The organism is Paractinoplanes maris, assembly GCF_023544465.1.
GTDB lineage: Bacteria > Actinomycetota > Actinomycetes > Mycobacteriales > Micromonosporaceae > Actinoplanes > Actinoplanes maris.
Map to the genome: position 1 here is coordinate 190,855 of NZ_JALPVL010000001.1, position 20,618 is coordinate 211,472.

General features: G+C 73.6%; 16 protein-coding genes. 3 read left to right on the forward strand and 13 right to left on the reverse strand.

Annotated features, from left to right (window positions below):
• Window positions 1–197 precede the first annotated feature (197 nt).
• Window positions 198–683 carry a CAP domain-containing protein gene (locus NAG42_RS00915; protein WP_250027287.1) on the forward strand — a complete coding sequence of 162 codons (486 nt, stop codon included), beginning with the start codon at window positions 198–200 and terminating at the stop codon, window positions 681–683.
• Here the strand turns inward: NAG42_RS00915 and NAG42_RS00920 are convergent.
• From NAG42_RS00920 to NAG42_RS00935, 4 genes are read right to left on the reverse strand one after another with little or no spacing between them, the layout of a single operon-like run.
• A complete protein-coding gene (locus NAG42_RS00920) occupies window positions 661–1,542 on the reverse strand; it encodes an O-methyltransferase (RefSeq protein ID WP_250027288.1) in 882 nt (293 codons plus the stop codon). The two genes, NAG42_RS00915 and NAG42_RS00920, sit on opposite strands and share 23 nt — an antisense overlap.
• A 37-nt stretch (window positions 1,543–1,579) precedes the next feature.
• Complete coding sequence (locus tag NAG42_RS00925) at window positions 1,580–3,115, reverse strand: hypothetical protein (protein WP_250027289.1); 1,536 nt, start codon at window positions 3,113–3,115, stop codon at window positions 1,580–1,582.
• A 41-nt stretch (window positions 3,116–3,156) separates the two neighbouring features.
• Window positions 3,157–3,807 (reverse strand): hypothetical protein, encoded by a 651-nt coding sequence (locus NAG42_RS00930; RefSeq protein WP_250027290.1) that lies wholly within the window; start codon window positions 3,805–3,807, stop codon window positions 3,157–3,159.
• Entirely contained in the window at window positions 3,797–5,272 is a 1,476-nt protein-coding gene (locus tag NAG42_RS00935; protein WP_250027291.1) for a hypothetical protein, read from the reverse strand. Before NAG42_RS00935 ends, NAG42_RS00930 begins: the two co-directional genes overlap by 11 nt.
• 65 nt (window positions 5,273–5,337) lie before the next feature.
• On the opposite strand from NAG42_RS00935, the gene NAG42_RS00940 reads away from it, so the two are divergent.
• Window positions 5,338–7,533, forward strand: coding sequence for a glycosyltransferase family A protein (locus NAG42_RS00940; protein WP_250027292.1), 2,196 nt, complete (start codon window positions 5,338–5,340; stop codon window positions 7,531–7,533).
• A gap of 176 nt (window positions 7,534–7,709) precedes the next feature.
• On the opposite strand, the gene NAG42_RS00945 is transcribed toward NAG42_RS00940, so the two are convergent.
• The 7 genes from NAG42_RS00945 to ftsY form a co-directional block, all read right to left on the reverse strand.
• Window positions 7,710–8,723, reverse strand: a complete 1,014-nt coding sequence (locus tag NAG42_RS00945; protein WP_250027293.1) for a class I SAM-dependent methyltransferase — start codon at window positions 8,721–8,723, stop codon at window positions 7,710–7,712.
• A gap of 37 nt (window positions 8,724–8,760) precedes the next feature.
• The gene (locus NAG42_RS00950) at window positions 8,761–11,190 is read right to left on the reverse strand and encodes a glycosyltransferase (RefSeq protein WP_250027294.1); all 2,430 of its coding nucleotides are present in this window, start codon (window positions 11,188–11,190) and stop codon (window positions 8,761–8,763) included.
• Between the two features lie 43 nt (window positions 11,191–11,233).
• The gene (locus tag NAG42_RS00955) at window positions 11,234–13,501 is read right to left on the reverse strand and encodes a [protein-PII] uridylyltransferase (protein ID WP_250027295.1); all 2,268 of its coding nucleotides are present in this window, start codon (window positions 13,499–13,501) and stop codon (window positions 11,234–11,236) included.
• An 8-nt stretch (window positions 13,502–13,509) separates the two neighbouring features.
• Complete coding sequence (locus tag NAG42_RS00960) at window positions 13,510–13,848, reverse strand: P-II family nitrogen regulator (protein WP_221376040.1); 339 nt, start codon at window positions 13,846–13,848, stop codon at window positions 13,510–13,512.
• Between the two features lie 35 nt (window positions 13,849–13,883).
• Entirely contained in the window at window positions 13,884–15,251 is a 1,368-nt protein-coding gene (locus tag NAG42_RS00965; protein WP_308201092.1) for an ammonium transporter, read from the reverse strand.
• A gap of 249 nt (window positions 15,252–15,500) precedes the next feature.
• On the reverse strand, window positions 15,501–16,292 hold the full coding sequence (locus tag NAG42_RS00970; RefSeq protein WP_184955390.1) for a phosphotransferase: 792 nt from the start codon (window positions 16,290–16,292) through the stop codon (window positions 15,501–15,503).
• Window positions 16,293–16,328: 36 nt separating this feature from the next.
• Window positions 16,329–17,513: a signal recognition particle-docking protein FtsY gene (gene ftsY, locus NAG42_RS00975; RefSeq protein WP_250027296.1), complete on the reverse strand. Its 1,185-nt coding sequence runs from the start codon at window positions 17,511–17,513 to the stop codon at window positions 16,329–16,331.
• A 141-nt stretch (window positions 17,514–17,654) separates the two neighbouring features.
• Between ftsY and NAG42_RS00980 the strand changes: the two genes are divergently transcribed.
• The gene (locus NAG42_RS00980) at window positions 17,655–19,325 is read left to right on the forward strand and encodes an alkaline phosphatase D family protein (protein WP_250027297.1); all 1,671 of its coding nucleotides are present in this window, start codon (window positions 17,655–17,657) and stop codon (window positions 19,323–19,325) included.
• A 58-nt stretch (window positions 19,326–19,383) separates the two neighbouring features.
• On the opposite strand, the gene NAG42_RS00985 is transcribed toward NAG42_RS00980, so the two are convergent.
• Together NAG42_RS00985 and NAG42_RS00990 are read right to left on the reverse strand one after the other, a co-directional pair.
• Window positions 19,384–19,779 carry a hypothetical protein gene (locus tag NAG42_RS00985; RefSeq protein WP_250027298.1) on the reverse strand — a complete coding sequence of 132 codons (396 nt, stop codon included), beginning with the start codon at window positions 19,777–19,779 and terminating at the stop codon, window positions 19,384–19,386.
• Window positions 19,780–20,002: 223 nt separating this feature from the next.
• Window positions 20,003–20,614 carry an HAD family hydrolase gene (locus tag NAG42_RS00990; RefSeq protein ID WP_250027299.1) on the reverse strand — a complete coding sequence of 204 codons (612 nt, stop codon included), beginning with the start codon at window positions 20,612–20,614 and terminating at the stop codon, window positions 20,003–20,005.
• Window positions 20,615–20,618: the final 4 nt, after the last annotated feature.

Consider the following 20,618-nt stretch of genomic DNA (forward strand, 5'->3'; position numbering starts at 1 on the left):
CCCTCTGAGCGCCTCTGGAAGGCCTAACGAGCACGGACACACTCCGTCACGGGACCGTTACGGAAACCGCATGACGGGGGGCCAACCGGACCGCAACCAGAGGGCATCGGGGTAGCTCCCAAGTCGGCGCGTCCGGGGCCGAACCAGGTCTGCGAGAGCCCCGGTAGCGACCGGGACCACTTACCGGAAGGCAGTCGATGCGTTCTTCGATCACCAAGCGTCTGGCCCTGATCGCGATGATCCCCGCCACCCTGCTCGTCGTGGTCGCGTTCGCTTCGTCCGCCCAGGCCGCCGTCACCGGCTCCGCGAAGCTGCAGAGCGACATCGCGGTGCTGACCAACAAGCAGCGCGCGGCCCACGGCTGCAAGGCCGTCGTCGTCAGCCCGGCCCTGACCCGCTCGGCCATGGGCCACAGCGCCTACCAGGCCCGCACCAACACCATGAGCCACACCGGCGCCGGCAAGTCGACCTTCATCACCCGGACGATCGCCGCCGGCTACAACCGCCCGCTCAGTGAGAACGTGGCGTTCGGCTTCAGCACCGGTGCCGCCGTTGTCGGGGCGTGGATGAAGAGCCCGGGTCACCGCGCGAACATCCTCAACTGCAAGGCGATCGCGGTCGGGGTCGGCGTGGCCTACGCCGCCAACGGCACCCCGTACTTCACGCAGGAGTTCGGTTACTGAGCTCCCGGACGACCCGCCGATAGGACAGCAGGGCCTCACCTTCCCGGGTGAGGCCTTCTGTCGTCTCCAGCCAGCGCGCGGCGGCCTCCGGGGCGCCGGCCAGGCAGACCGTCGCCGTGTCGGCCAGCACGGCGGTGAGCAGCCGCATGGTGGCGGCGGCGTCCGGGCCGGTCAGCAGATCCGTGCGCTCGACCACGAGCAGGCCGACGTCGCGCAGGTCGGCCAGGGCCTCCAGCGGCGCCTCGCGGATCTCGGCCACCCCGGCCAGAGCGTGGGCGGTCAGGCCGGCCCGGGTCCGCCCGGCCCGCGCGGCATCGTGGTCGAGCGAGACCAGCCGGCCACCGGCTTCCTCGACGGCATAGGCCATCCAGACCGTCGGGGCACCACCGCCCAGTTCGAGCACCACGCGCGGGCGCCGGGTGCGAATCAGGTGCAGCAGGTCGAGCAGCGGAACCGCCCCGCCCGAGGGCGGCATCGGCGCGCGCGGTGTGACCTGGTGGAAGAGCTGGACGAAAGCCTCGATCTCCCGGGTCTGGGCCGCGGCCCGGTCGGCCGCCTCCCGATGCCGGTCACCCGAGTGCAGGAGCAACTCCTCGAGCGCGCCCAGCATCCGGCGCTGGGTCTGGTCGAGCACGGTCCGGGCGTCGGTCTGCTGCCGCCGTTGCAGGCGCTGCAGCCCGGAGAGCCGCCGGGCCACCAGCAGCAGGCCGGCGAAGAGGATCGTGAAGAAGACCGCGAGCAGGGTGAGGGCCAGGCCGACGTTCCCGGTCAGCGCCGCCCCCGCCACCGCGGCACAGAGCACGCAGGCTCCGCCGGCCGAGACGATCTGACGGCGGGTCAGATTCCGGAACCGGCGCATCAGCTCTCCTCCACGATCGGGACAAACGCCGGTGGCGTCAGCCGGTTACGCCCGGGCAGAACGCGACGTCCGCCCGCTGCCGGGAGGCGATCTCCAGCGACTCGTCGAAACGCCGTACCGAGAACGGCGTGTCGGCGTGCAGTTGCACGAACTCGGCCCGCAGCGCGCACCGGCGGGCGGCGCCGGCGGAGGTCGGGTCGAAGTCGGCCATCTCGACCGCCACCCGGTCGGCGAGCCGGGCGGCCGGACTGGTCATCGCGAGGTCGCGCTGCCCTTTGTTGGCCGCCGCCGTGACGGTCGCCGCCGCCGCGAAGAGGACCACGGCCGCGATGAGGGCGCCCTGCCGCCGTACGAGATGAACCAGCGCCACCAGCAGCAGCGCCCCCGCCGTGGTGGTCACCGCCGAATCCCGCCAGCCGTATCCCCACCGGCCCGTCGTCACGAGCTGCTGCACGTCGGCGTTCAACGACCCCATCGCCGCCCCCAGCACCACGAGCGTCCCGGCGGTCACCGCCAGCGCGAGAGCCGGCCGCCGTCCGACCTGCGACATCCGCGGCAGATCACGGATCGCGGGCCGGGCCAGCGCCCCGATCACCACCACCGCGACGATCAGCACGAGCCCGCCCAGCCACGACCCTCGCGGTGCCGCCGCCGGCCACATCAGCGGCGGGAACCAGGCGATGGCTCGTACCGGAAGGGCCTCCAGCGTCTCCGGCCCGAACCGCACATCGGAGCCCTGGTAGCAGTTCCCGGCCGCGCAATAGCGGTGGATCACCACCCGCACGGCCAGGAAGATCGGCAGGAACCCGACCCAGGCCAGCCCGACCGCCCGGGCCGGCGCCGCCGTGAGCAACCGGACCGGCCGCAGGCCCAGCACCAGCCGGCTGCGGGCCAGGACGGCCACCGTGGCCAGCGGCAGCGCCAGGTAGGCGATCTCGTTGAACGCCGCCAGAGCCGCCCCGCCCAGCAGCAGCAACGGCATCCGCCACCACCGCAGCGGCCGTTCGGGGTCGATCCGGCACAGTGCCGCCGTCACCGCCAGGACCAGCGCGGCCGAGGCCAGATAGAGCCCGCCGAAGAGCACGATCGGACTGGACCCCCCGGCGGCGACGAAGCCCGCGGCGACGGCGAACGGGACGACAGCGGCCATAGTGGACGGTGCCCGGCGGAACAGCCGGCCCCGCGCGACGACGCTCTCGGCGAGCAGCACGGCGGTCACACACAACAGGATCGCCGAGAGGAACGAGACCAGCCGGAACCCGACGTTCACCGGCAGGCCCAGCACCTCGCTCACCGCGTAGGCGACCGTGTCCAGCGCCTTCTCCAGCATCCGCCCGAACAGCCGGAAGTTGCCCAGCCGCAGATAGCCCGGAAGCGAGCCGACGGTGTGCGGCACGATCCGCAGCGGGTCGTCGCGGAACAGTCCGCCGTGCCAGTAGAGGTTGAACCGATGATCGCGGCTCGGCGCCAGCGCGACCAGCGGCGCCAGCACGGGCAGCGGCACCAGCACGGCCCGCAGCAGGGCCCGCCGCCAGAGCGCGCCGACCGGTGGCCCCTCGACGACGAAGCGCATCCCGACACGCGGGGCGGCGGGGGCATCGATCGTCGAGGAACTCATGCCGAAGCCAACGACCCCACCCGTCGATCAGTGACGAGCAGCCGGGCCAGCGTCGGCGGATCACGCGGGTCGATCACGACGGCCCGGGTGACCCGGTGATCGCGGCAGAGCTGGGCGACCCGGCCGGCCAGCAGCGTCTCCCAGTCCCAGCCGGGCTCGTGCCGCGACCACGTCGCCGGGCCGGGCAGATATTCGAGCACGACCCCGGGAACCCGCAGGCTCCGCAGCGACTGCTGGTCGGTCACCACCACGGGCAGGTGGTCGGCGTCGACCAGCACCCGCTGGCGCAGCGCCCGGATCAACGCGCGCGACCCGGCCCGGGAGAGCCCGATCGCCACATAGACGTGGGCCGGCACCGCGGCCGGCGGCCCCGGGCGGGCCGGGGCGTCCGCCGGCTCGCGCCACCGCCGGGCCGCCCGGCCGGCGATCGCCGGGCCCTGGCGCACCGGGTCGCGGGCCAGGTCGACCAGCGCCCGGCCGAGGCGGTAGGAGCGGCTGCGCCGCAGGGCCAGCACCAGTTCGCGGTTGCGGTCGCGATCCCGCAGGGCGGCGTCGCGCTCGTCCTCGACACAGCGCAACCGCCCGGTCAACGTGGCCACCTGCCGGCGGGCGAGGGCCAGATCGGCCGCGTCCGGCTCATCGGACACTCTCGGCCTCCACTTCGGATCGTCGCTGACAATGCCCGGCCAGCCAGGCCGCGGCGGCCCCGGCCCCGTTGCCGAACGGCAGCTCGGCGCAGCGGCGGCTCAGCGCCTCGCGGGCGGCCGGGTCGGCCAGCCGTTCGAGGGCCGCCGCGGCCGCCTCGTCGTCGGTGGCGCAGACCGCGACGCCGGCCGCCGCCGCGAAACGGGCCCGGCTCAGCTCGTCGTCGGCCCCGTCCGGGTCGGGCACGAAGACCGTCGGCACCCGCGCCGCGAGCAGCTCGTGAAAGCTCGTGTAGTCGGCACGGGAGACGGCCAGCGCCGCCTCGTCCTCGACCACCGTGAAGCCGGGCAGGGTGGCCTCCACACCCCGGCAGAGCAGCGTCTTTCCCGCACCCCGGCGCAACGGCGGCCCCATGATCGGGTCGACCGTGCTCACCCCGGCCCGGGCGGTGGTCGTCCAGCCCTCGTCCCCGGCCGACGCGAACTCACCGGGCTCGAGGATGCCGGCGAACAACGGGCCTCGCGCCGCCCACTCGCCGCCGGTGCCCCGCCGCCACATCGCCGGTCGCAGCCACAGCCAGCGCGGGCCCGGGTTGTCGGTGATGGCAGCGGCGATGCCGTCGTGCGGCACCCCGCCGATCAGGACGGCCCGGGGCCCGTAGAGGTGGATCAGGTGCCGCAGCCGGTCGCGCACGAAACGGGTCCAGCGCTCCTCGGACACCCCGAGATCCGCGGCCGCCGGCAGATGTTCGGTGAGCAGGCCGGCCGCGCAGGCCTCGGCCAGGCCGGCCGGACCGGCGACCACGATCGGCTCGAGCCCGGCCGGCAGGTGGTGGGCGATCGCCTGAAAACGCGCGATGTCGTCCCCGACCAGCAGCACCCGGCGGGGCGGACGGGCGGCCGGGCGGACGGGATCCCGGGGCCGGGCACCGCGGGAGAGCACGCCCAGCGACGCCAGGCGGGTGATGTGCGAAGCCTCGTCGGCGATCTCGTGCCAGTCGGTCTCGGGCAGCGCCCACCCCGGCATCTCGTCACGCACCCGGCCGTTGACCGGCGCCCACACCACGCCCGGCCCGAAGTGGCGTTCGATGCGTTCACGGCCCTCGGCGAAGTCGGCCGGCGGCCGGTCGAGCACGACGATCGTGTGCTGGGACCGTACGCGCGGCACCACGGCCACGTCGTCGGTGAAGATCTGCGGTTGCCGGATCAGCAGGACCCTGGCCGCGAGATCGGTGTCGTCGTCGTGCGCCAGGTCGGCCAGCCCGTCGCGCAGGCAGGCCACGATCCGGCTCCGGAACGGCCGGGTGTGGTGCAGTTGCGGGGACGGCACATGGATCAGCACAGTGGTCAGCCCGGCCGCCGCCTGGGCCCGCACCTCGGCCACCAAGCTCGCCGCACCCCCGCCCGGATACCGCAGGTCGGACAGGATGGCGACGTCGTACACGGCTTGGTCAACGAGACTTACCATCAGGGCGATACGGACAATTCGCCCGGGTCGTTGATCACCTTGCACTGCTTCGTTCAAGGGGGATCATGCGCGACACCGGACCTCACCCGCTCGCCGTCGCGGCTCTGCAGGCCCGGTCGATCGCCGCGCGCGAACCGCTGGCCCAGCTCGCCGGCGACCCGTGGATCGCCGGCGAGCTGGCCCGCGTCATCGCCGTGCAGGACCTGCGCCCGGACGACCGGCGCGACGCGCTCGCCCTGCTCGCCGGGCTCCGCGACAGCGGCCGGATCGCGGGAGTCCACCAGGGACTGCACTGCCAGCTCGCCTACGCCTCGGGCGATCACGCGTCGGCGGCCGCCCTGCTGGCCGAATACCCCGACGTCCCCGCGCCGGTGCGGGCGGCCCTCGAAGCGGATCTGGGCGGACCGGCCGCTTTCGCCGCGTTGCTGCCACCGCCGCGGGTGTGGGTGACCGACGGACCCGGCGCGCCGCTCGACCGGATCACCACCGGTCCGGTGCAGCGCCGGGGCCACGCCCGCCGGATCACGAGCGTCATCACCACGTGGCAGCCCGGTCAGCCTCTGCTCACTGCGGTGCGCTCGCTGACCCGGCAGACGTGGACCAATCACGAGATCCTGGTCGTCGACGACGGCTCGTCGGGCGAGTTCGAACCGGTGCTGCGGGCGGCGGCCGCCCTCGACCCGCGGGTGCGGGTGATCCGGATGGTGGCCCGCGGCGGTCCCTTCGTCGCCCGCAACGCCGGTCTCGACGCGGCCACCGGTGACTTCGTGACCTTTCCGGAGTCCGGCGACTGGTGGCACCCGCTGTGCCTGGAACGGCAGGTGGCGCCGCTGCTGGCCGACGACCGGGTCTTCGCGGCCACGGTCACCACCCTGCTGGTCACGCCCGACCTGGTGGTGACCCGGCCCGGCCGGTCGGCGTCGGGCCGCTCGGCGCTGCTGATGCGGCGGTCGGTCGCCCTCGGCCGGGTCGGCCACTTCGATCCCGTACGCGAGGGAGCCGACCTCGAATACGCCGGGCGCGCCCGCGCGGTCCTCGGCGACCGGGCCGTCCAGCACCTGGACGGCCCGCCGCTGGCGCTGACCCGGCTGAGCCCCGAGCAGCCGGACCCGGCCCTGCGCTCCTACGGCTCGGCCTTCCGGCGGTGGCACACGCACGTCCGGGAGGGCCGCGAGCCGGCCCTGCGGACCCGAGCCTTCGCGGCGCCGCGCCGGCTGCGGGGTGAGTCCGGGGCCAAGGCGTACGACGTGGTGCTCGCGGGCGACTGGACCACGGCCGGCGGGGCCGGGGTGGCCGGGATCGGCCGGCTGCGGGCCCTCACCGCCCGCCGGCAGCGCGCCGCCCTGCTGCACCTGGACGTGCTGGCCAACCTGGGCGACGGTCCCCGGGACCTCGATCCAGCGGTCCAGGATCTGATCAACGACGGCGACCTGACCCAGGTCGAGCTGACCGACGACGTCCGCGCCCGGCTCGTGGTGGTCCGTTCGGCACAGGCGCTCGAGCACGCTCCCGAACGGGCCGGCGGCGTCCGGGCGCAGCGGGTGGTGATCGAGGACGCGGTGGTCGTCGCGGCCGCGGCCACCGCGGCCAGACGGCTCTTCGGCCAGCGGCCGCTCTGGGCCCCGGCCGGACCGGACGGACGGCGCCTGCTCACCCTGGCCGGTGAGTCCACAGTGGCCCCGCTCGACCTGCCCAGCACGCTCGACGCCGCCCGGTGGCGGCTCGACCGCCGGGGCCCCCGCGCCGACCGGCCGGTGGTGGGCCGGCAGTGCCGCGGCGGCCGCGCCGAATGGCAGCGTCTGCGCGACGAGTTGCCCGAGACGGCCCGGCTGGACGTCCGCCTGCTCGACGCGACCGGCAGCGCGGACCGCTCGTTCGGCCGGTCCGGGCCCCCGCGCAGCTGGCTGGTCTACGGCCCGGCCGACGTCAGCCTGCGCTCGTTCCTCGGCCAGATCGACTTCTATCTGCACCTGCCCCCGGACGACGAGCCGGCCGACCCGGTGGCGGACGTGCTCACCGCGCTGGCCGCCGGCTGCGTGGCCGTGCTCCCGCACCGCTATGCCTCCGCCTTCGGCGAGGCAGCGGTCTATTGCCGGCCCGACGAAGTGCACGACACCGTCCGCCGGCTCCACGCCGACCGGGAAGCACTACGCGACCAATCCGCCCGCGGCGCCGACTTCGTCCGCCGCCACCACACGCATGATCTGTTCGCGGAGCGCGCGGCCCATCTGGCCCTGCCCACTCCGGCAACGCAAGCGTGACCACTTGGCACCCACCGAATCGTCAACCCGGCCCCGGCGCGACCGATTCGTAAGGGCACAAGCAGCAAGCACCACAAAGATTCGGAGCGGCCCCCGCCGCCCCGTGAGCGGGAAGCACCACTCCCCCACCCGCGTGCCGCTACCCCGTCGTCCCCCGCGACGGGGTAGCGGTGTTTCTACACCGAGGTCGGTGCCGCCGCCTGCGGATGCGTCAGCGCGGTCCAGCGCCCGGCCAGCCGCTTGCGTCTGGTCAGGCCGAAACCGCCGCCCTGGCGCGGTGCCACCCGGGCCGGCTCGTCGTCGACCACCACGGCCGCGACCGGGCTCAGCCGGCGGCCCAGCACGTGCAGGGCCGGCGCCAGCGGGTCGGGCGCGGCCGGGGTCAGCGTCCCGTCGACCAGCAGCAGATCGATGTCGGTGAGGCCGTCCAGCGCGTCCACGTCGTACCAGTCGGCGGTGCGGCCGTCGACCGACAGCTCGGCCAGCGGCACGTGCCGCACCTCGACGCCGGCCAGCCCGTGCTCGGCCAGCCGGGCCCGCAACCGGGCGGCCCGCCCCTCGTCGTGGTCCACGGCGACCAACCGGCCGCCGGAGACGGCCAGCGCGTACCCCAGCCAGACCGTCGAGGCGCCGCAGCCCAGCGCCACCGTGAGCCCCGGGCGGCGCTCCCGGGCGACGTGCACCAGCCCGAGCAGGTCGGTCGGATGCAGACCGCCGCCGGTCGGCATGGGCGCCCGCGGGCTCACCGCCCGGAACAGCTGGAACATGGCCTCGATCTCCCGGCTCTGCTCGCGCAGCAGCAGCTCGGCGCCCCGGCCGGTCAGGCGCTCGGCCCGCGACAAGGTCTCGGTCAGCTCCAGGTGCCGGTCGCCCGCGGCCAGCCGTTCCTTCTCGACCGCGGCGACCACCCGGCGCTGCAGCTGGTCGATCGCGCCCCGCAGCTCGAGCACGGCCTCCTGGGTCGAGCGGTGCTGGCGGGTGAGCCGGCGGGACAGATGGACAACCCCGGCCGGCCCGGCCACCAGCAGCAGCGCCAGCAGGCAGGTGGCCACCACGGCCTGGCCCGCGGGCGACGCGATCGCCACCCCGGTCGCCACGAGCAGTCCGGCGACCAGGCCGGCGAGCTGCCGAGGGGACACCCCGCCCCGCCGCCGGAGGACGGTGTGGGCGAGCCTGAGCAGCCGAGTCATGCGCACACCGAGCACAACGCGCCGGCGACCCGGGCCGTTACGGGATCGTCAGCAACGCCGGCACCAGATCCCTGATCCGCTCGACGAAGCGGGCCGGGTCGTGGGCGGCGGCGACCACCCGGCGGGCCCGGCTGCTCTGCTCGGCGAACAGCGCCGGATCAGCCCGGTAGCGCGCGATCAGGGCGGCGGCCTCGCTGCGGGTGCAATAGACGGCCGCGTCACCGTAGAACGGCCGGTAACGCGGCGGCATCACCACCACGCAGCCCATCGCCGCGGCCTCCAGCGCCGGGCGGGAATACCACTCGGCCGACTCGCGGGGCGGGAAGTGCAGATAGAAGTCGAGCTGGTGCAGGAACGGCCGGGGGCCGAGATCGCCGGTCTGGTAGGCGAGCCAGGTCGCCGCGATGGTCACGTCACCGGTGCCGGCCGGCCGATCGGGCAGCCGGACCCGGACGTCGGCTTCGGGCAGTCGCCGGCACACGGCCAGGCTGTCGGCCGCGTCGGGCGGCCAGTTGGCGGCGTCGCACAGGTCGGTGCCGACGATGGCCGAGCCCCGGGTGCGGTCGGCCACCCAGCCGCCGGTCGCGAGGGTGACGGGCAGGTCCTCCGGTTCCAGGTTCCCCACCGTACGCAGGGCCGCCCGCACCCCCGGATCGCCGGGAACCCACGCCGGCTCGGCACCGAAGAGCCGCCGTACCGCCTCCGTGCAGATCTCCGGCTCATAGCGGTGGTCGCTCCCGTCGGCCCGCACCGGCGCGCGGTCGGCCACCACCAGTGCCCGGGCCGCTCGTACGCCGCTGGTCAGCCCCCCGGTGAACTGGACGACCGCCACCTGCCGCACCACCAGCAGGGCCGTCTCGACCCGGTCGTCGAGCGCCACCTGATCGACCGTGCCCGCGTTGACCAGGTCCTGCACCGGCGCCGCAAGCGGCATCCGCCGCACCTCCAGCGCCCGGTACGAATCGAGCTGGAGCACCGCGACCCGCAGCCCGGCCGCGCTCAGCGCCCGCAGCTCGTCGAGGGCTGTGCGCTGGGTGCTCTCCAGGAACCGCCAGTCGGCCACCATCACCACGTCGTACGCCCGGTCCCGCACCGTCCCGAGCAGGTGATCGGGCGCCGGGAAGGCCCGGTCGCCCCCGTCGGCCGGCCGGTAGGCCCCGGCCTGCCGGGCCGCGATCACCTGGTGGTGCCGCTGATAGGCCGACATGTAGGCGGTCCGCGCCGGGTGCATCCAGTGCGCCCGGATCTCCGAGCGGGACAGCGAGCCCGGCGAGAGCCGGATCAGTGCGAGCGGCGGCGAGTCGAGGTGCCGCACCCGGCCGGCCCCGAAGGCGGCCTGGATCCGGCCGATGTATTCGGAGTCGGCCGCCTTGCGCAGCCGGTCGAAATAGCCGGCCGTCCGCAGCACCGCGCTGCGCCGCAGCAGCAGCGACGACGGGTTGAACCGGCCGCTGCGCACCCCGGGCCGGGTGCAGAGCAGCTGGTCGGTCACGGCCAGTCCGTCCGAGGTGGTGGCGACCAGGCGCCGGTCCTCGAGCAGCGGCCGCACCTGCAGCTCGATCCGCCGCGGATGCGACCAGTCGTCGGAGTCCTGGAAGGTGGCGAACTCGCCGCCGGCCGCGTCCAGCCCGGCGTTGCGGGCCGCGTAGGTGCCGGAGTTGACCGGCATCCGGACCAGTTTGATCCGGTCGCCGAGGGCCACTGCTTCGCGCAGGACCGGCTCGAACTCCGGGGGTGAGGCGTCGTCCACGATCACCACCTCGGTGTTGGCCCAGCTCTGCGCGAGGATCGAGCGCACCGCGGTGATCAGCCCCCGGTCGGGACGGTAGGCGGTCACGATCACCGAGACGCGGTGCGGGCCGTCGACGCGCTCGGCCGATCCGGTCAGCCGGTCGAACGGCGGGCCGGTCCCCTCGGCCACCTCGCATCCGGGCATCAGGGCGTGGAACGCGGCCAGCCAGGGCGCGACGGGCCGGGCGGCCACGAACGGGTTGAGCAGGTCGGCCCGCAACCCGGCCCGCGTCGGCTCGGCGATCTTCAGGTAGCGGCGCAGCAGCTTGCGGACCCGGGCCGGGCTCTCGGCGGTCAGCGCCAGCTGGGCGTGCAGCGCCTGGTTGGCCGGGGAGAGCGCCCGGGCGCCACAGGCCCGGCGGGTGAGCTCGAACAGGGCGAGAGCATCGTCCCGGTCGGCCGGCCGCAGCTCCTGCAGGGCCAGGCTGTGCGCGAGGGCGGCGACCAGGCTCGGATCGATCTTGCGGCGCCGGCTGCGCAGCCATCGCCGGTCGCCCGCGCGGGCCGCCGCGAGCAGCCCGTCGAGGGTGCCGTGCTCGCCCAGCGCGGCCCGGGCCAGCAGCACCCGGGCGTCGAGCGAGCGGTTGCGGGCGGCGGTGGCGGTCAGCGCGAGTCTCAGCCGGGGCCCGGCCGCTGCGACATGATCATCGAGGAGGCCGGATGGGTGGGGCAGCATGCACCGTCAAACGGTGCCGTGGGCCCGCCGGTGACGACCGGGCTCAGACCGCGGCGAGCACGGCCGCGGTCACCCGGTCGCGTTCGGCGCTGTCGGCCCACGAGCCGACCAGGTAGAACGCGTCGACCACGTCGCCGCCGAGGGTGGAGATGCGAGCCGCGCGCACCTCGGCGCCGGCTTCGTCGAGCGCGGTCGCCACCCGGTAGAGCAGGCCCGGGGAGTCGGCCGCGCGCAGCTCGAGCACGGCCGCGTCGGTGGCCACGTCGCGCTGCCAGACCACCCGGGGCGAGGCGGTGCCGCCGCGGGCACTCATCGCCCGGGCCCGGACCCGCTGGGTCACCGAGACGTCCCCGGAAGCCACCCGGCGCAGGTCGGCGGCGAGCGCCACCGGGTCGTACGGGGTGCCGTAACGGGGCTGGGTGAAGAACTCGACGATGGCCCGGCCGCCCACCGTGGAGGCGTTCGCGCCGACCACGTCGAGGCGGTGCATGGCCAGGCAGGCGGCGACCGCGGCGAGCAGGCCCCGGCGGTCGGCCGCGGCCACGGCGAGGAGGTCCCCGTCCAGGTGGACGGCGGGCAGGTCGCCCTCGAGCAACTCGGGGTCGGGCGCCGGCGGCTCGGGCAGCTCACCCGTGTCGAGTGCGGTGTGCACCCGGGTGACCAGTTCCTGCATGAGCCGGCCCTTCCAGTCCGACCAGGCGGCCGGGCCGGTGGCCCGTGAGTCGGCGCGGGCGAGCGCGTGCAGCAGGTCGAGCGTGGTGCTGTCGCCGACCGCCTCGGCCACGCTCGTGATGGTCATCGGGTCGCTGAGGTCGCGGCGGGTGGCCACGTCGGGCAGCAGCAGGTGCAGGCGCACCATCTTCTCGACGGTGGCCACGTCGGCCGGCGGCAGCCCGATGCGGGTGGCGATGTCGGCCGCGATCGGGGCGCCGACGATGCTGTGGTCGCCGGGCAGGCCCTTGCCGACGTCGTGCAGGAAAGCGCCGATCAGCAGCAGGTCGGGGCGCTCGACCTCGCGGGTGTAGGCGGTGGCCTCGTACGCCGCCTGCACCAGGTGCCGGTCGAGGGTGAACCGGTGGATCGGGTGGTGCTGGGGCAGGCTGCGCATCCGCGCCCACTCGGGCAGCCAGGCGTCGATCAACCCGTAGCGATCGCAGGTCTCCCAGGCCGGCAGCAGGCCCGGACCCGAGCCGAGCAACGAGACCAGGGCGGCCCGGGCCGCCGGGGGCCACGGGGTGGGCAGGGGCGGGCTGAACGAGGCGAGCCACTCGCTGGTGGCCCGGGCGATCGGGAGCTGCACGATGGCCGCCGCGGCGGCGACCCGCAACGACAGGCTCGGGTCGGGCACGGGGCCGATGGCCGTCCGGGCCAGGACGAGCTCGCCGTCCTGCTCGACCACGTCCCGCGCCACCGGGCGGCGGACCGGCGGGCCCCCGGGCACCCCCCGGCGGCGTCCGTTGCGCAGCCGATCGGCGGCCCGCCAGGCGTCGTCCAGGGCGTGGGCCACGGTCCGGGCATCCCCCGCGACCCGGCGCAGCAGCGCGTCGCCGTCGTCGAGGTCGAGAAGCTCGGCCACCGCGGTCCGTTCCTGAGCCACCAGGCGGTCGATCCGGCGCCCGACCGCCAGGTGCAGCGCGTCGCGGGTGTCGAGCTGCCGCAGGTTCGCCGCGCGGACCGCCGGGCGCATCGTGTCGGCCACCCCGGCCCGGCCGATCGCCCGCAGCAGGGTCACGTCGCGCAGCCCGCCGGCGGCCTCCTTGAGGTCACCCTCGAGCAGGAACGCGAGCTCACCGTTGGTCGCCCAGCGGGTGGAGGTCAGTTCGCGGAGCTGGGGCAGCAGCCGCACCGCGGTGCGCCGCCACTGGTCACCGGCCGCCGCTATCAGCTCACCGGAGAGGACCGCGTCGCCGGCCACGTGGCGGGCGTCGAGCAGGCCGAGGGAGACCTTGACGTCGTCGTGCGCGACCGACAGCGCCTCCGGCAGCGTCCGCACGGAGTGGTCGAGGCCGAGCCGGGCGTCCCAGATCGGATACCAGAGGGAGGCGGCGATCCGGTCGATGCCGGCCGCGCCGTTGTGCAGCAGAACGAGGTCGAGATCGCTGTACGGCGCGCACTCGCGCCGGCCCAGCCCACCGACCGCCACCAGGCTGACGCCGGGCACGTGGCTGGGGAACATCCCCCGCAGCCAGACATCGAGCGCCGCGGCCCGTTCCTGCCGGGCGGCGGCGCCGATGTGCTCACGGAGCTTGTCCAGCGAACCGCCGACCGGCACCTGAGGCGGGGCCGGCGGTTCGCTGGGCAGGCGTGTCATCGTCAGGCTCAGAGCGCGTCGAGGCCGCGCTCGCCGGTGCGGACCCGGATGACGTCGTCGACCGACGTCACCCAGACCTTGCCGTCACCGATCTTGCCTGTCTTGGCGGCCGTGACGACGGCGTCAACAATCTTGTCGACGTCGATCTCGTCGGTGACCACCTCGACCTTGATCTTCGGCAGGAACTCCACCGTGTACTCGGCTCCCCGGTACACCTCGGTGTGGCCCTTCTGCCGCCCGTAGCCCTGTACCTCGCTCACGGTCAGGCCGCTGACGCCGAGGGCGTGCAGAGCCTCCTTCACCGCGTCGAGCTGGTACGGCTTGATGACGGCGGTCACCAGCTTCATGCTCAGTCCTTCCATCGGGGCAGTCATAGGGGTATTTAACCGGCGACCTTCTGGCTGACGTCGGCTTTGCCGTCCGCGTCCACGCCACCAGGCTTGAGGCCGGCCATGGCGAACGCGCTGCCGCTGCCGCTGGAACCGCCCGAGGGGGTGAGGTCGTAACCGGTCTCACCGTGGTCCGCGATGTCGATGCCGCCGACCTCGGCCTCCTCGCTGACCCGGCCGAGCTTGACGGCCTTGAGGATCAGGGCGAGCACCGCGGCGATCACGAACGAGTAGACCGTGACGGCCAGCGAACCGACGAACTGCCGGCCCAGCTGGGTCGCGCCGCCGCCGTAGAACAGGCCCTCCGACGCACCGAGCACGTCGGTGATGGCGCCGTTGACCTGGGTGGTGGCGAACAGGCCGATGAACAGCGAACCGATCCAGCCACCGACGAAGTGCACGCCGACGACGTCGAGCGAGTCGTCGTAGCCGAACCGGTACTTCAGGCCCACGGCCAGGGCGCAGACCGCACCGGCGATGAGACCGAGCAGCACGGCCGGCAGCGGGGCGATGAAGCCACAGGCGGGGGTGATCGCGACCAGGCCGGCGACCGCACCGGAGGACGCGCCGACCAGGGTCGGCTTGCCGTCGCGGATCCACTCCACGACGATCCAGCCGAGCAGGGCGGCCGCGGTGGCGAGCTGGGTGTTGACGAAGGCGACCGCGGTGGTGCTGTCGACGGTCAGCTCGGAGCCGGCGTTGAAACCGAACCAGCCGAACCAGAGCAGGCCGGCGCCGAGGGCGACGAACGGCACGTTGTGCGGGCGCATGTTCTCGCGCGGCCAGCCGATCCGCTTGCCGAGGATCAGCGCGACGGCCAGGGCGGCCGCACCGGCGTTGATGTGCACCGCGGTGCCACCGGCGAAGTCGAGCGCCTTGAGGTTGGCACCGATCCAGCCGCCGCCCCACACCCAGTGGGCGACGGGAACGTAGACCAGGGTGAACCAGCCGAACGCGAACAGGATCCAGCCGGCGAACTTGAAGCGGTCGGAGAGGGCACCGCTGATGAGGGCGACCGTGATGATCGCGAACATCATCTGGAAGGCCATGAAGACGTACGTCGGGATGCCGGTCTCGCCCCACATGTCGGAGACCCAGCTGGTGCTGGTGCCGGCGTAGCCCCAGTTTCCGATGATCTTGTTGACGCCTTCGCTGCCGTTGCCGCTGAAGGCGAGGGAGAAGCCGTACAGCGCCCACAGGATGGAGATGAGCCCGATACTCGAGAAGCTCATCATCATCATGTTCAGAACGCCCTTGGACCGGTTGAGGCCACCGTAGAACAGCGCCAGACCCGGGGTCATGAGCAAAACGAGTGCAGACGACAGGAGCAACCAGGCGGTATTGCCGGTATCGATCTCCACGCTGCCTCCTCTCGGAATGAAGGTGTCCTCGTTACACAGCCAAGGGCAGCGGTGCCGGTCGGCCGGTTTCGTGACGAGAGACTTCCGGTCCGAGGTTTCACGCACGGTCTACGCGCGATTTCCGGCGCGTGACGGACTGTTTCCTACGTGTGAAGAAACCCTCACAGGCTGTGCGTCGAAGCGGCACGAACCTGGGCAAACAACATCGAAAATCGTTCATCCCGGCGAAGCCGAAATGTCAACAGCGGATCACCGGAGTGCGTATTCGAGGGTGTGCCGCTCGTAATCGAGCAGCCGCAGATCACGCATCGGACGCCGGAGATGCCCCTTGTGCACGATGCGGACGAAGGCCGGGTCGCCGGACGCGGCCATCCGCCGGATGCCCTCGACGTGATCGACGATCCGCTTGCGGATCGTGCGCACCAGGCGGTGCCGGTCGCGCGGGATCAGGCCGTAGGCGTCGGCGAACAACCGCAGGCGGCGCGGGCGGTTGGGCCGCTTCCACCCCAGCGTGTAGGAGTCGCGGTCGCTGAACAGCGGCACCCACGTCCAGGCCGCGTAGGCCACGTCGTAGATGCGGGCTCCCGGCGAGGCCAGGTCGAAGTCGATCAGCGCGAGCGTGCCGTCGGGCCGCCAGACCACGTTGTGCGGGGCGGCGTCGTGGTGACAGATCACCTCGGTGTCGGGCGGCGGCGGGCCGAACGAGCGCCACACCGCACCCGGCGGGGGGACGAAGCCGTACTGCGCGTCGTGGAACATCCGCAGCATGGTGGCCACGGTGACCAGCGCTTCCTCGGTCACCCAATGGGGGGCCAGCGGATACTCGCCGCACTCGCCGTCGAGATACGACAACACCTCGCGGCCCTTGTCGTCCATGCCCAGCGCGTGCGGCGACCCGGTGAAGCCCACCCGCTCGAGGTGGTTGAGCAGGCCGTGCACGGCCGGCGTCCACGGCCCGGCGTTGCGCCGCACGGTGTCGCCGACCTTGGAGACGGTGCTGACGTTGCCGCCGTGCAGCGGAATCTCCCGCTCCTGCGTCACGTCGCACCACCCCCGTTCTCCGGCTGAGCTTCGAGATTACGCGGCGCTGCCAAGCAACGCCTCGACGAACGCGGCCGGCTCGAAGGGCGCCAGGTCGTCCGGGCCCTCGCCCAGCCCGACCAGTTTGACGGGAATGCCCAGCTTGCGCTGCACGGCGATGACGATTCCCCCCTTGGCGGTGCCGTCGAGCTTGGTCAGCACGACCCCGGTCACGTCCACCACCTCGGTGAACACCCGGGCCTGCTCGAGGCCGTTCTGCCCGGTGGTGGCGTCGAGGATGAGCAGGGTCTCGTCGACCGGCCCGTGCTTCTCGACCACCCGCTTGACCTTGCCCAGCTCGTCCATCAGGCCGACCTTGTTCTGCAGGCGGCCGGCCGTGTCGATGATCACGGTGTCGATGCCGGTCTCGATGCCCCGCTTGACCGCGTCGAACGCGACGCTGGCCGGGTCGCCGCCCTCCGGGCCGCGGACGGTCTCGGCGCCGACCCGCTCCCCCCAGGTCTGGATCTGGTCGGCGGCGGCCGCGCGGAAGGTGTCGGCCGCGCCGAAAAGCACCGAGCGCCCGTCCGCGATCAGCACCCGGCCGATCTTTCCGCACGTGGTGGTCTTGCCGGCCCCGTTCACACCGACGACCAGCATCACCGCCGGACGACCGTCGTGCGGGGTGGTCTTGAGCGTGCGGTCCATCTCGGGCTCGAGCGCCGCGACGAGCTCCTCGGCCAGCTGCTGACGCACGTCGCTGACGGTCCGGCTGCCGAGCACGCGGACCCGCTCGCGCAGCCGGGCCACGATGGCCTGGGTCGCCTCGACGCCGACGTCGGCGCTGATCAGGCTGTCCTCGATCTCCTCCCAGGCGTCCTCGTCGAGGTGGTCGCGGGAGAGAACGCTGAGCAGACCCTTGCCGAAGACGTTCTGCGAGCGGGAGAGCCGGGCCCGCAGGCGCACCATGCGGCCGGCCGTGGGCTCGGGCCGGTCGAGGGTCGGCGCGGCCGGCGGCGCCTGCTCGATGAGCGGCGGCAGCCCCTCGTCGACCTCGGCCGGGACGACCAGGGGCGGTGTCTGGACCCCCGGTTCCGCCGCGGACGGCCGCTCCAGCGTCGTGGTGTCGCCGCCGGTCGATGACGGCGGCAGCTCACGGCGGCGCATGCGCGGCACCACCAGGCCGACCGCGCCGGCCAGCAGAACGACTAGCAGAATGACTGCGGCGACCACGTATTCCATAGCCGAAATCCTGACAGATGGCCGGGCCGCCCGTGGCGTCGGCCGTGGAGTGGCGACTTGTGGCACATGTGGCGCAGGATTGAGCACCCCTGAAGAAAAGCGTGGAGGCTCTCCCATGCGCCTGACCCCGGCGTACCCCCAGTGACCGCTCAGCTGCTCGTCGGCCCCCTGCTCCGGCGGGTCACCGGCGACCGCGCCACGATCTGGGTCGAGACCTCCGAGCCGGCCTACGTGCACGTCGAGGCGGACGGCGGCGGCGCCGGCTCGGCCCCCACCTTCACGGCGTACGGGCACCACTACGCCATGGTCGTGGTCGAGGGCCTGCGGCTCGGCGCGTCGAGCGCCTACCGGGTGCTGCTCGACGATCGCCCGGTCTGGCCGAGCACCGAGTCGTCCTATCCGCCCCCGGCGATCCACACCCGGCCGGCCGACGACACGCAGACCCCGGTCCGGATGATCTTCGGGTCCTGCCGCGAGGCGACCCCCGGCGCCACCACGCGCAAGCTGCCGCCCGACGCGCTCGACGCCTACGCCCGGCGCCTGATGGCCGACCCGCAGGATCCCGAGCTGCGGCCCGACCTGATCGTGCTGCTCGGCGACCAGGTGTACGCCGACAACACCTCGGCCAAGGTCCGCCGCTTCCTGCGCCGGCGCCGCCGCGCGGGCCACGACGGCCCGGACGACCAGGTGGTGACGTTCGAGGAGTACACGAAGCTCTACCTCGAGTCGTGGCGCGACCCCGAGGTGCGCTGGCTGTTCGCCACCGTGCCGACGGTCATGATCTTCGACGACCACGAGATGATCGACGACTGGAACACCTCCGAGTCGTGGCGCACGGACATGGCCCGGCAGAGCTGGTGGGAGGAGCGCATCACCGGCGGCCTGGCCTCCTACTGGGTCTATCAGCACCTGGGGAACATGGGCCCCGACGAGCTGTCCGTCGACCCGCTCTTCCAGAAGGTCACCACGGTCGACGACGCCACCGACCTGCTGCACGAGTTCGGCCGGACGGTCGACGCGGCCGAGCAGCTCTACCAGTGGAGCTACTCGCTCGACATCGGCCGCACCCGCCTGGTCATGCTCGACAACCGGTGCAGCCGGGTGCTGACCCCCGACCGCCGCGAGATGCTGCCCGCCACCGAGTGGAACTGGTTCATCGACCAGGCCCACGGCGACTACGACCACCTGGTCATCGGCAGCTCGCTGCCCTGGCTGATGCCGCCGGCGATCCACTATCTGGAGGCGTGGAACGAGAGCACGGCCGCCTCGTCCCGCCCCTGGGTGGCGCGGAACGCCGAGAGGCTGCGGCGAGCGGTCGACCTGGAGCACTGGGCCGCGTTCACCCGCTCGTTCAACGCCCTGGGCGAGCTCTTCCGCCGCCTGGGCGAGGGCGGCACCGGCGCCCCGGGCCACCGGGTGGGCGCGGGCGGCGCCTACGCGGCCCCGGCCTCGATCAGCGTCCTCTCCGGCGACGTCCACCACTCGTACGTGGCCCAGGCCCGATTCGGCACCGCGATGGCCACCCCGGTCATGCAGCTGACCTGCTCCCCGGTCCACAACCAGGTGCCCGCGTTCATGCGCCCCCTGATGCGCTTCAGCTGGTCGCGGGCCGCGGCCCGGGCCGTACGAGGCGTGGCCCGCTCAGCCGGCGTCCGCCGCCCCGCCTGGACCTGGAAGCGCCTGGCCGGCCCGTATTTCGGCAACGCCATCAGCACCCTCACCCTGCACGGCCCGGACGCCACCGCCCGGGTCGAGGGCACCACCAAGGACGGCGACCTCTTCGAGGTGGCCGAGGTCCCCTACCCCCGCTAGCCGGTCAGGGTCGACGGGCCCACGTCGATGAAGTTCCAGCCGGTGGCTGGTTCCACGGTCATCGTGGGGCGGCTGCCGGCGCGCGGGTCCCAGCTGAGCCAGCGGCCCGATGCGACGCCGACGACGCCGTACGAGTCGTCGGGGCCGGCGCGCAGCTCGAAGCGCTGACCGGCGTCGGCCGGGGCGCAGCGGGCCGGCCCGAGGGAGCCGTCGGCAACGAGTACGAGGGTGACGGGGCGCCCGGTAGCGGCGCCGGGTCGTCGCGGTCGGGGTGGGCGACCGCGATGCCGACACCGAGCACCACGACCGCGACCGCGCCGGCCGCCGCGGCAGTGGCGTACCGCCGGTGGCGGCGTTTGTCTGCGCGCAGACGGACGCTCGCGGCCGGCTCGAGGCGGCCGGTGCGGGCCGCGTGCCGGGCCAGCGCGGCGAGGCCGTCATCGAGGTCAGGCATCGCGCGCCTCCAGGGAGTCGGAGAGATGGCCCGCCATCGCGCGGCGGCCCCGGGAGAGCCACGCCTTCACCGTGCCCGATTGCCGGTCATGGCATACACGTGACCGAGCACCCGCCGGGACGACGCCGCATAGAAGGCGTCGAATTCCTCGACGTCCCGCATCGGTAGCCCCCTTCGTCGAGGGGATGACGCCCGGCCCGCCCGGCCGGTTGCAGCGACGCCGCTAAATATCCAGCGCCTTGCGCAGATAGTCGAGGTGCTGGGGGCCCGACCAGCGGTAGGCCGAGAGGCCGGCGGCTCGGGCGCCGCGTACGGCCCGGTCGTCGTCGTCGATGAAGAGCACCAGGTTCGGCGGGAAGCCGATCAGGTCGCAGGCCTTCTCGAAGAACTCGGCGGCCGGCTTGTGGGCCTTGATCTCCCACGAGCTGATCACCACGTCGACCTCGGCGGCCAGGCCGAGCGCCTCCAGGTCGGGGCGCAGGCGGTCGGTGGCGTTGGTGGCCAGGCCGACCTTGCGACCGGCGGCCCGCACCTCGCGGACGAAGGCCAGCACCTCGGGGTCGGGCTCACCGCGGTACGACTGCCACTCGGCGACCGCGGCCCGGGCCACGTCCGCCTCGAGCGGGAGCCGCAACGCCACCTGTTCCATCCACTCGGCGTCGGTGATCTCGCCGGCCATCGCCGGGCGGTAGATGTCCCACGACATCGCCGTCTCCAGCAGGGCGGCCGGCTTGAGTCCGTGGGCCACCTCGACGGCGATCATCGGGGCCGGGTCCCAGCGGCGCAGCACGCCGTCCAGATCGATGAGCAGGGTCTGGGCGCGGTCGCGCGTCATGCGG

Excerpts from the sequence above, each read along its gene's own strand:
- NAG42_RS00935 (WP_250027291.1), bottom strand. The coding sequence starts at position 5,272 with ATGGTAAGTCTCGTTGACCAAGCCGTGTACGACGTCGCCATCCTGTCC.
- NAG42_RS00940 (WP_250027292.1), top strand. The coding sequence starts at position 5,338 with ATGCGCGACACCGGACCTCACCCGCTCGCCGTCGCGGCTCTGCAGGCC.
- NAG42_RS00955 (WP_250027295.1), bottom strand. The coding sequence starts at position 13,501 with ATGACACGCCTGCCCAGCGAACCGCCGGCCCCGCCTCAGGTGCCGGTC.
- NAG42_RS00920 (WP_250027288.1), bottom strand. The coding sequence starts at position 1,542 with ATGCGCCGGTTCCGGAATCTGACCCGCCGTCAGATCGTCTCGGCCGGC.
- NAG42_RS00925 (WP_250027289.1), bottom strand. The coding sequence starts at position 3,115 with ATGCGCTTCGTCGTCGAGGGGCCACCGGTCGGCGCGCTCTGGCGGCGG.
- NAG42_RS00985 (WP_250027298.1), bottom strand. The coding sequence starts at position 19,779 with ATGCCTGACCTCGATGACGGCCTCGCCGCGCTGGCCCGGCACGCGGCC.
- NAG42_RS00960 (WP_221376040.1), bottom strand. The coding sequence starts at position 13,848 with ATGAAGCTGGTGACCGCCGTCATCAAGCCGTACCAGCTCGACGCGGTG.
- NAG42_RS00945 (WP_250027293.1), bottom strand. The coding sequence starts at position 8,723 with ATGACTCGGCTGCTCAGGCTCGCCCACACCGTCCTCCGGCGGCGGGGC.
- NAG42_RS00915 (WP_250027287.1), top strand. The coding sequence starts at position 198 with ATGCGTTCTTCGATCACCAAGCGTCTGGCCCTGATCGCGATGATCCCC.
- ftsY (WP_250027296.1), bottom strand. The coding sequence starts at position 17,513 with ATGGAATACGTGGTCGCCGCAGTCATTCTGCTAGTCGTTCTGCTGGCC.
- NAG42_RS00950 (WP_250027294.1), bottom strand. The coding sequence starts at position 11,190 with ATGCTGCCCCACCCATCCGGCCTCCTCGATGATCATGTCGCAGCGGCC.
- NAG42_RS00990 (WP_250027299.1), bottom strand. The coding sequence starts at position 20,614 with ATGACGCGCGACCGCGCCCAGACCCTGCTCATCGATCTGGACGGCGTG.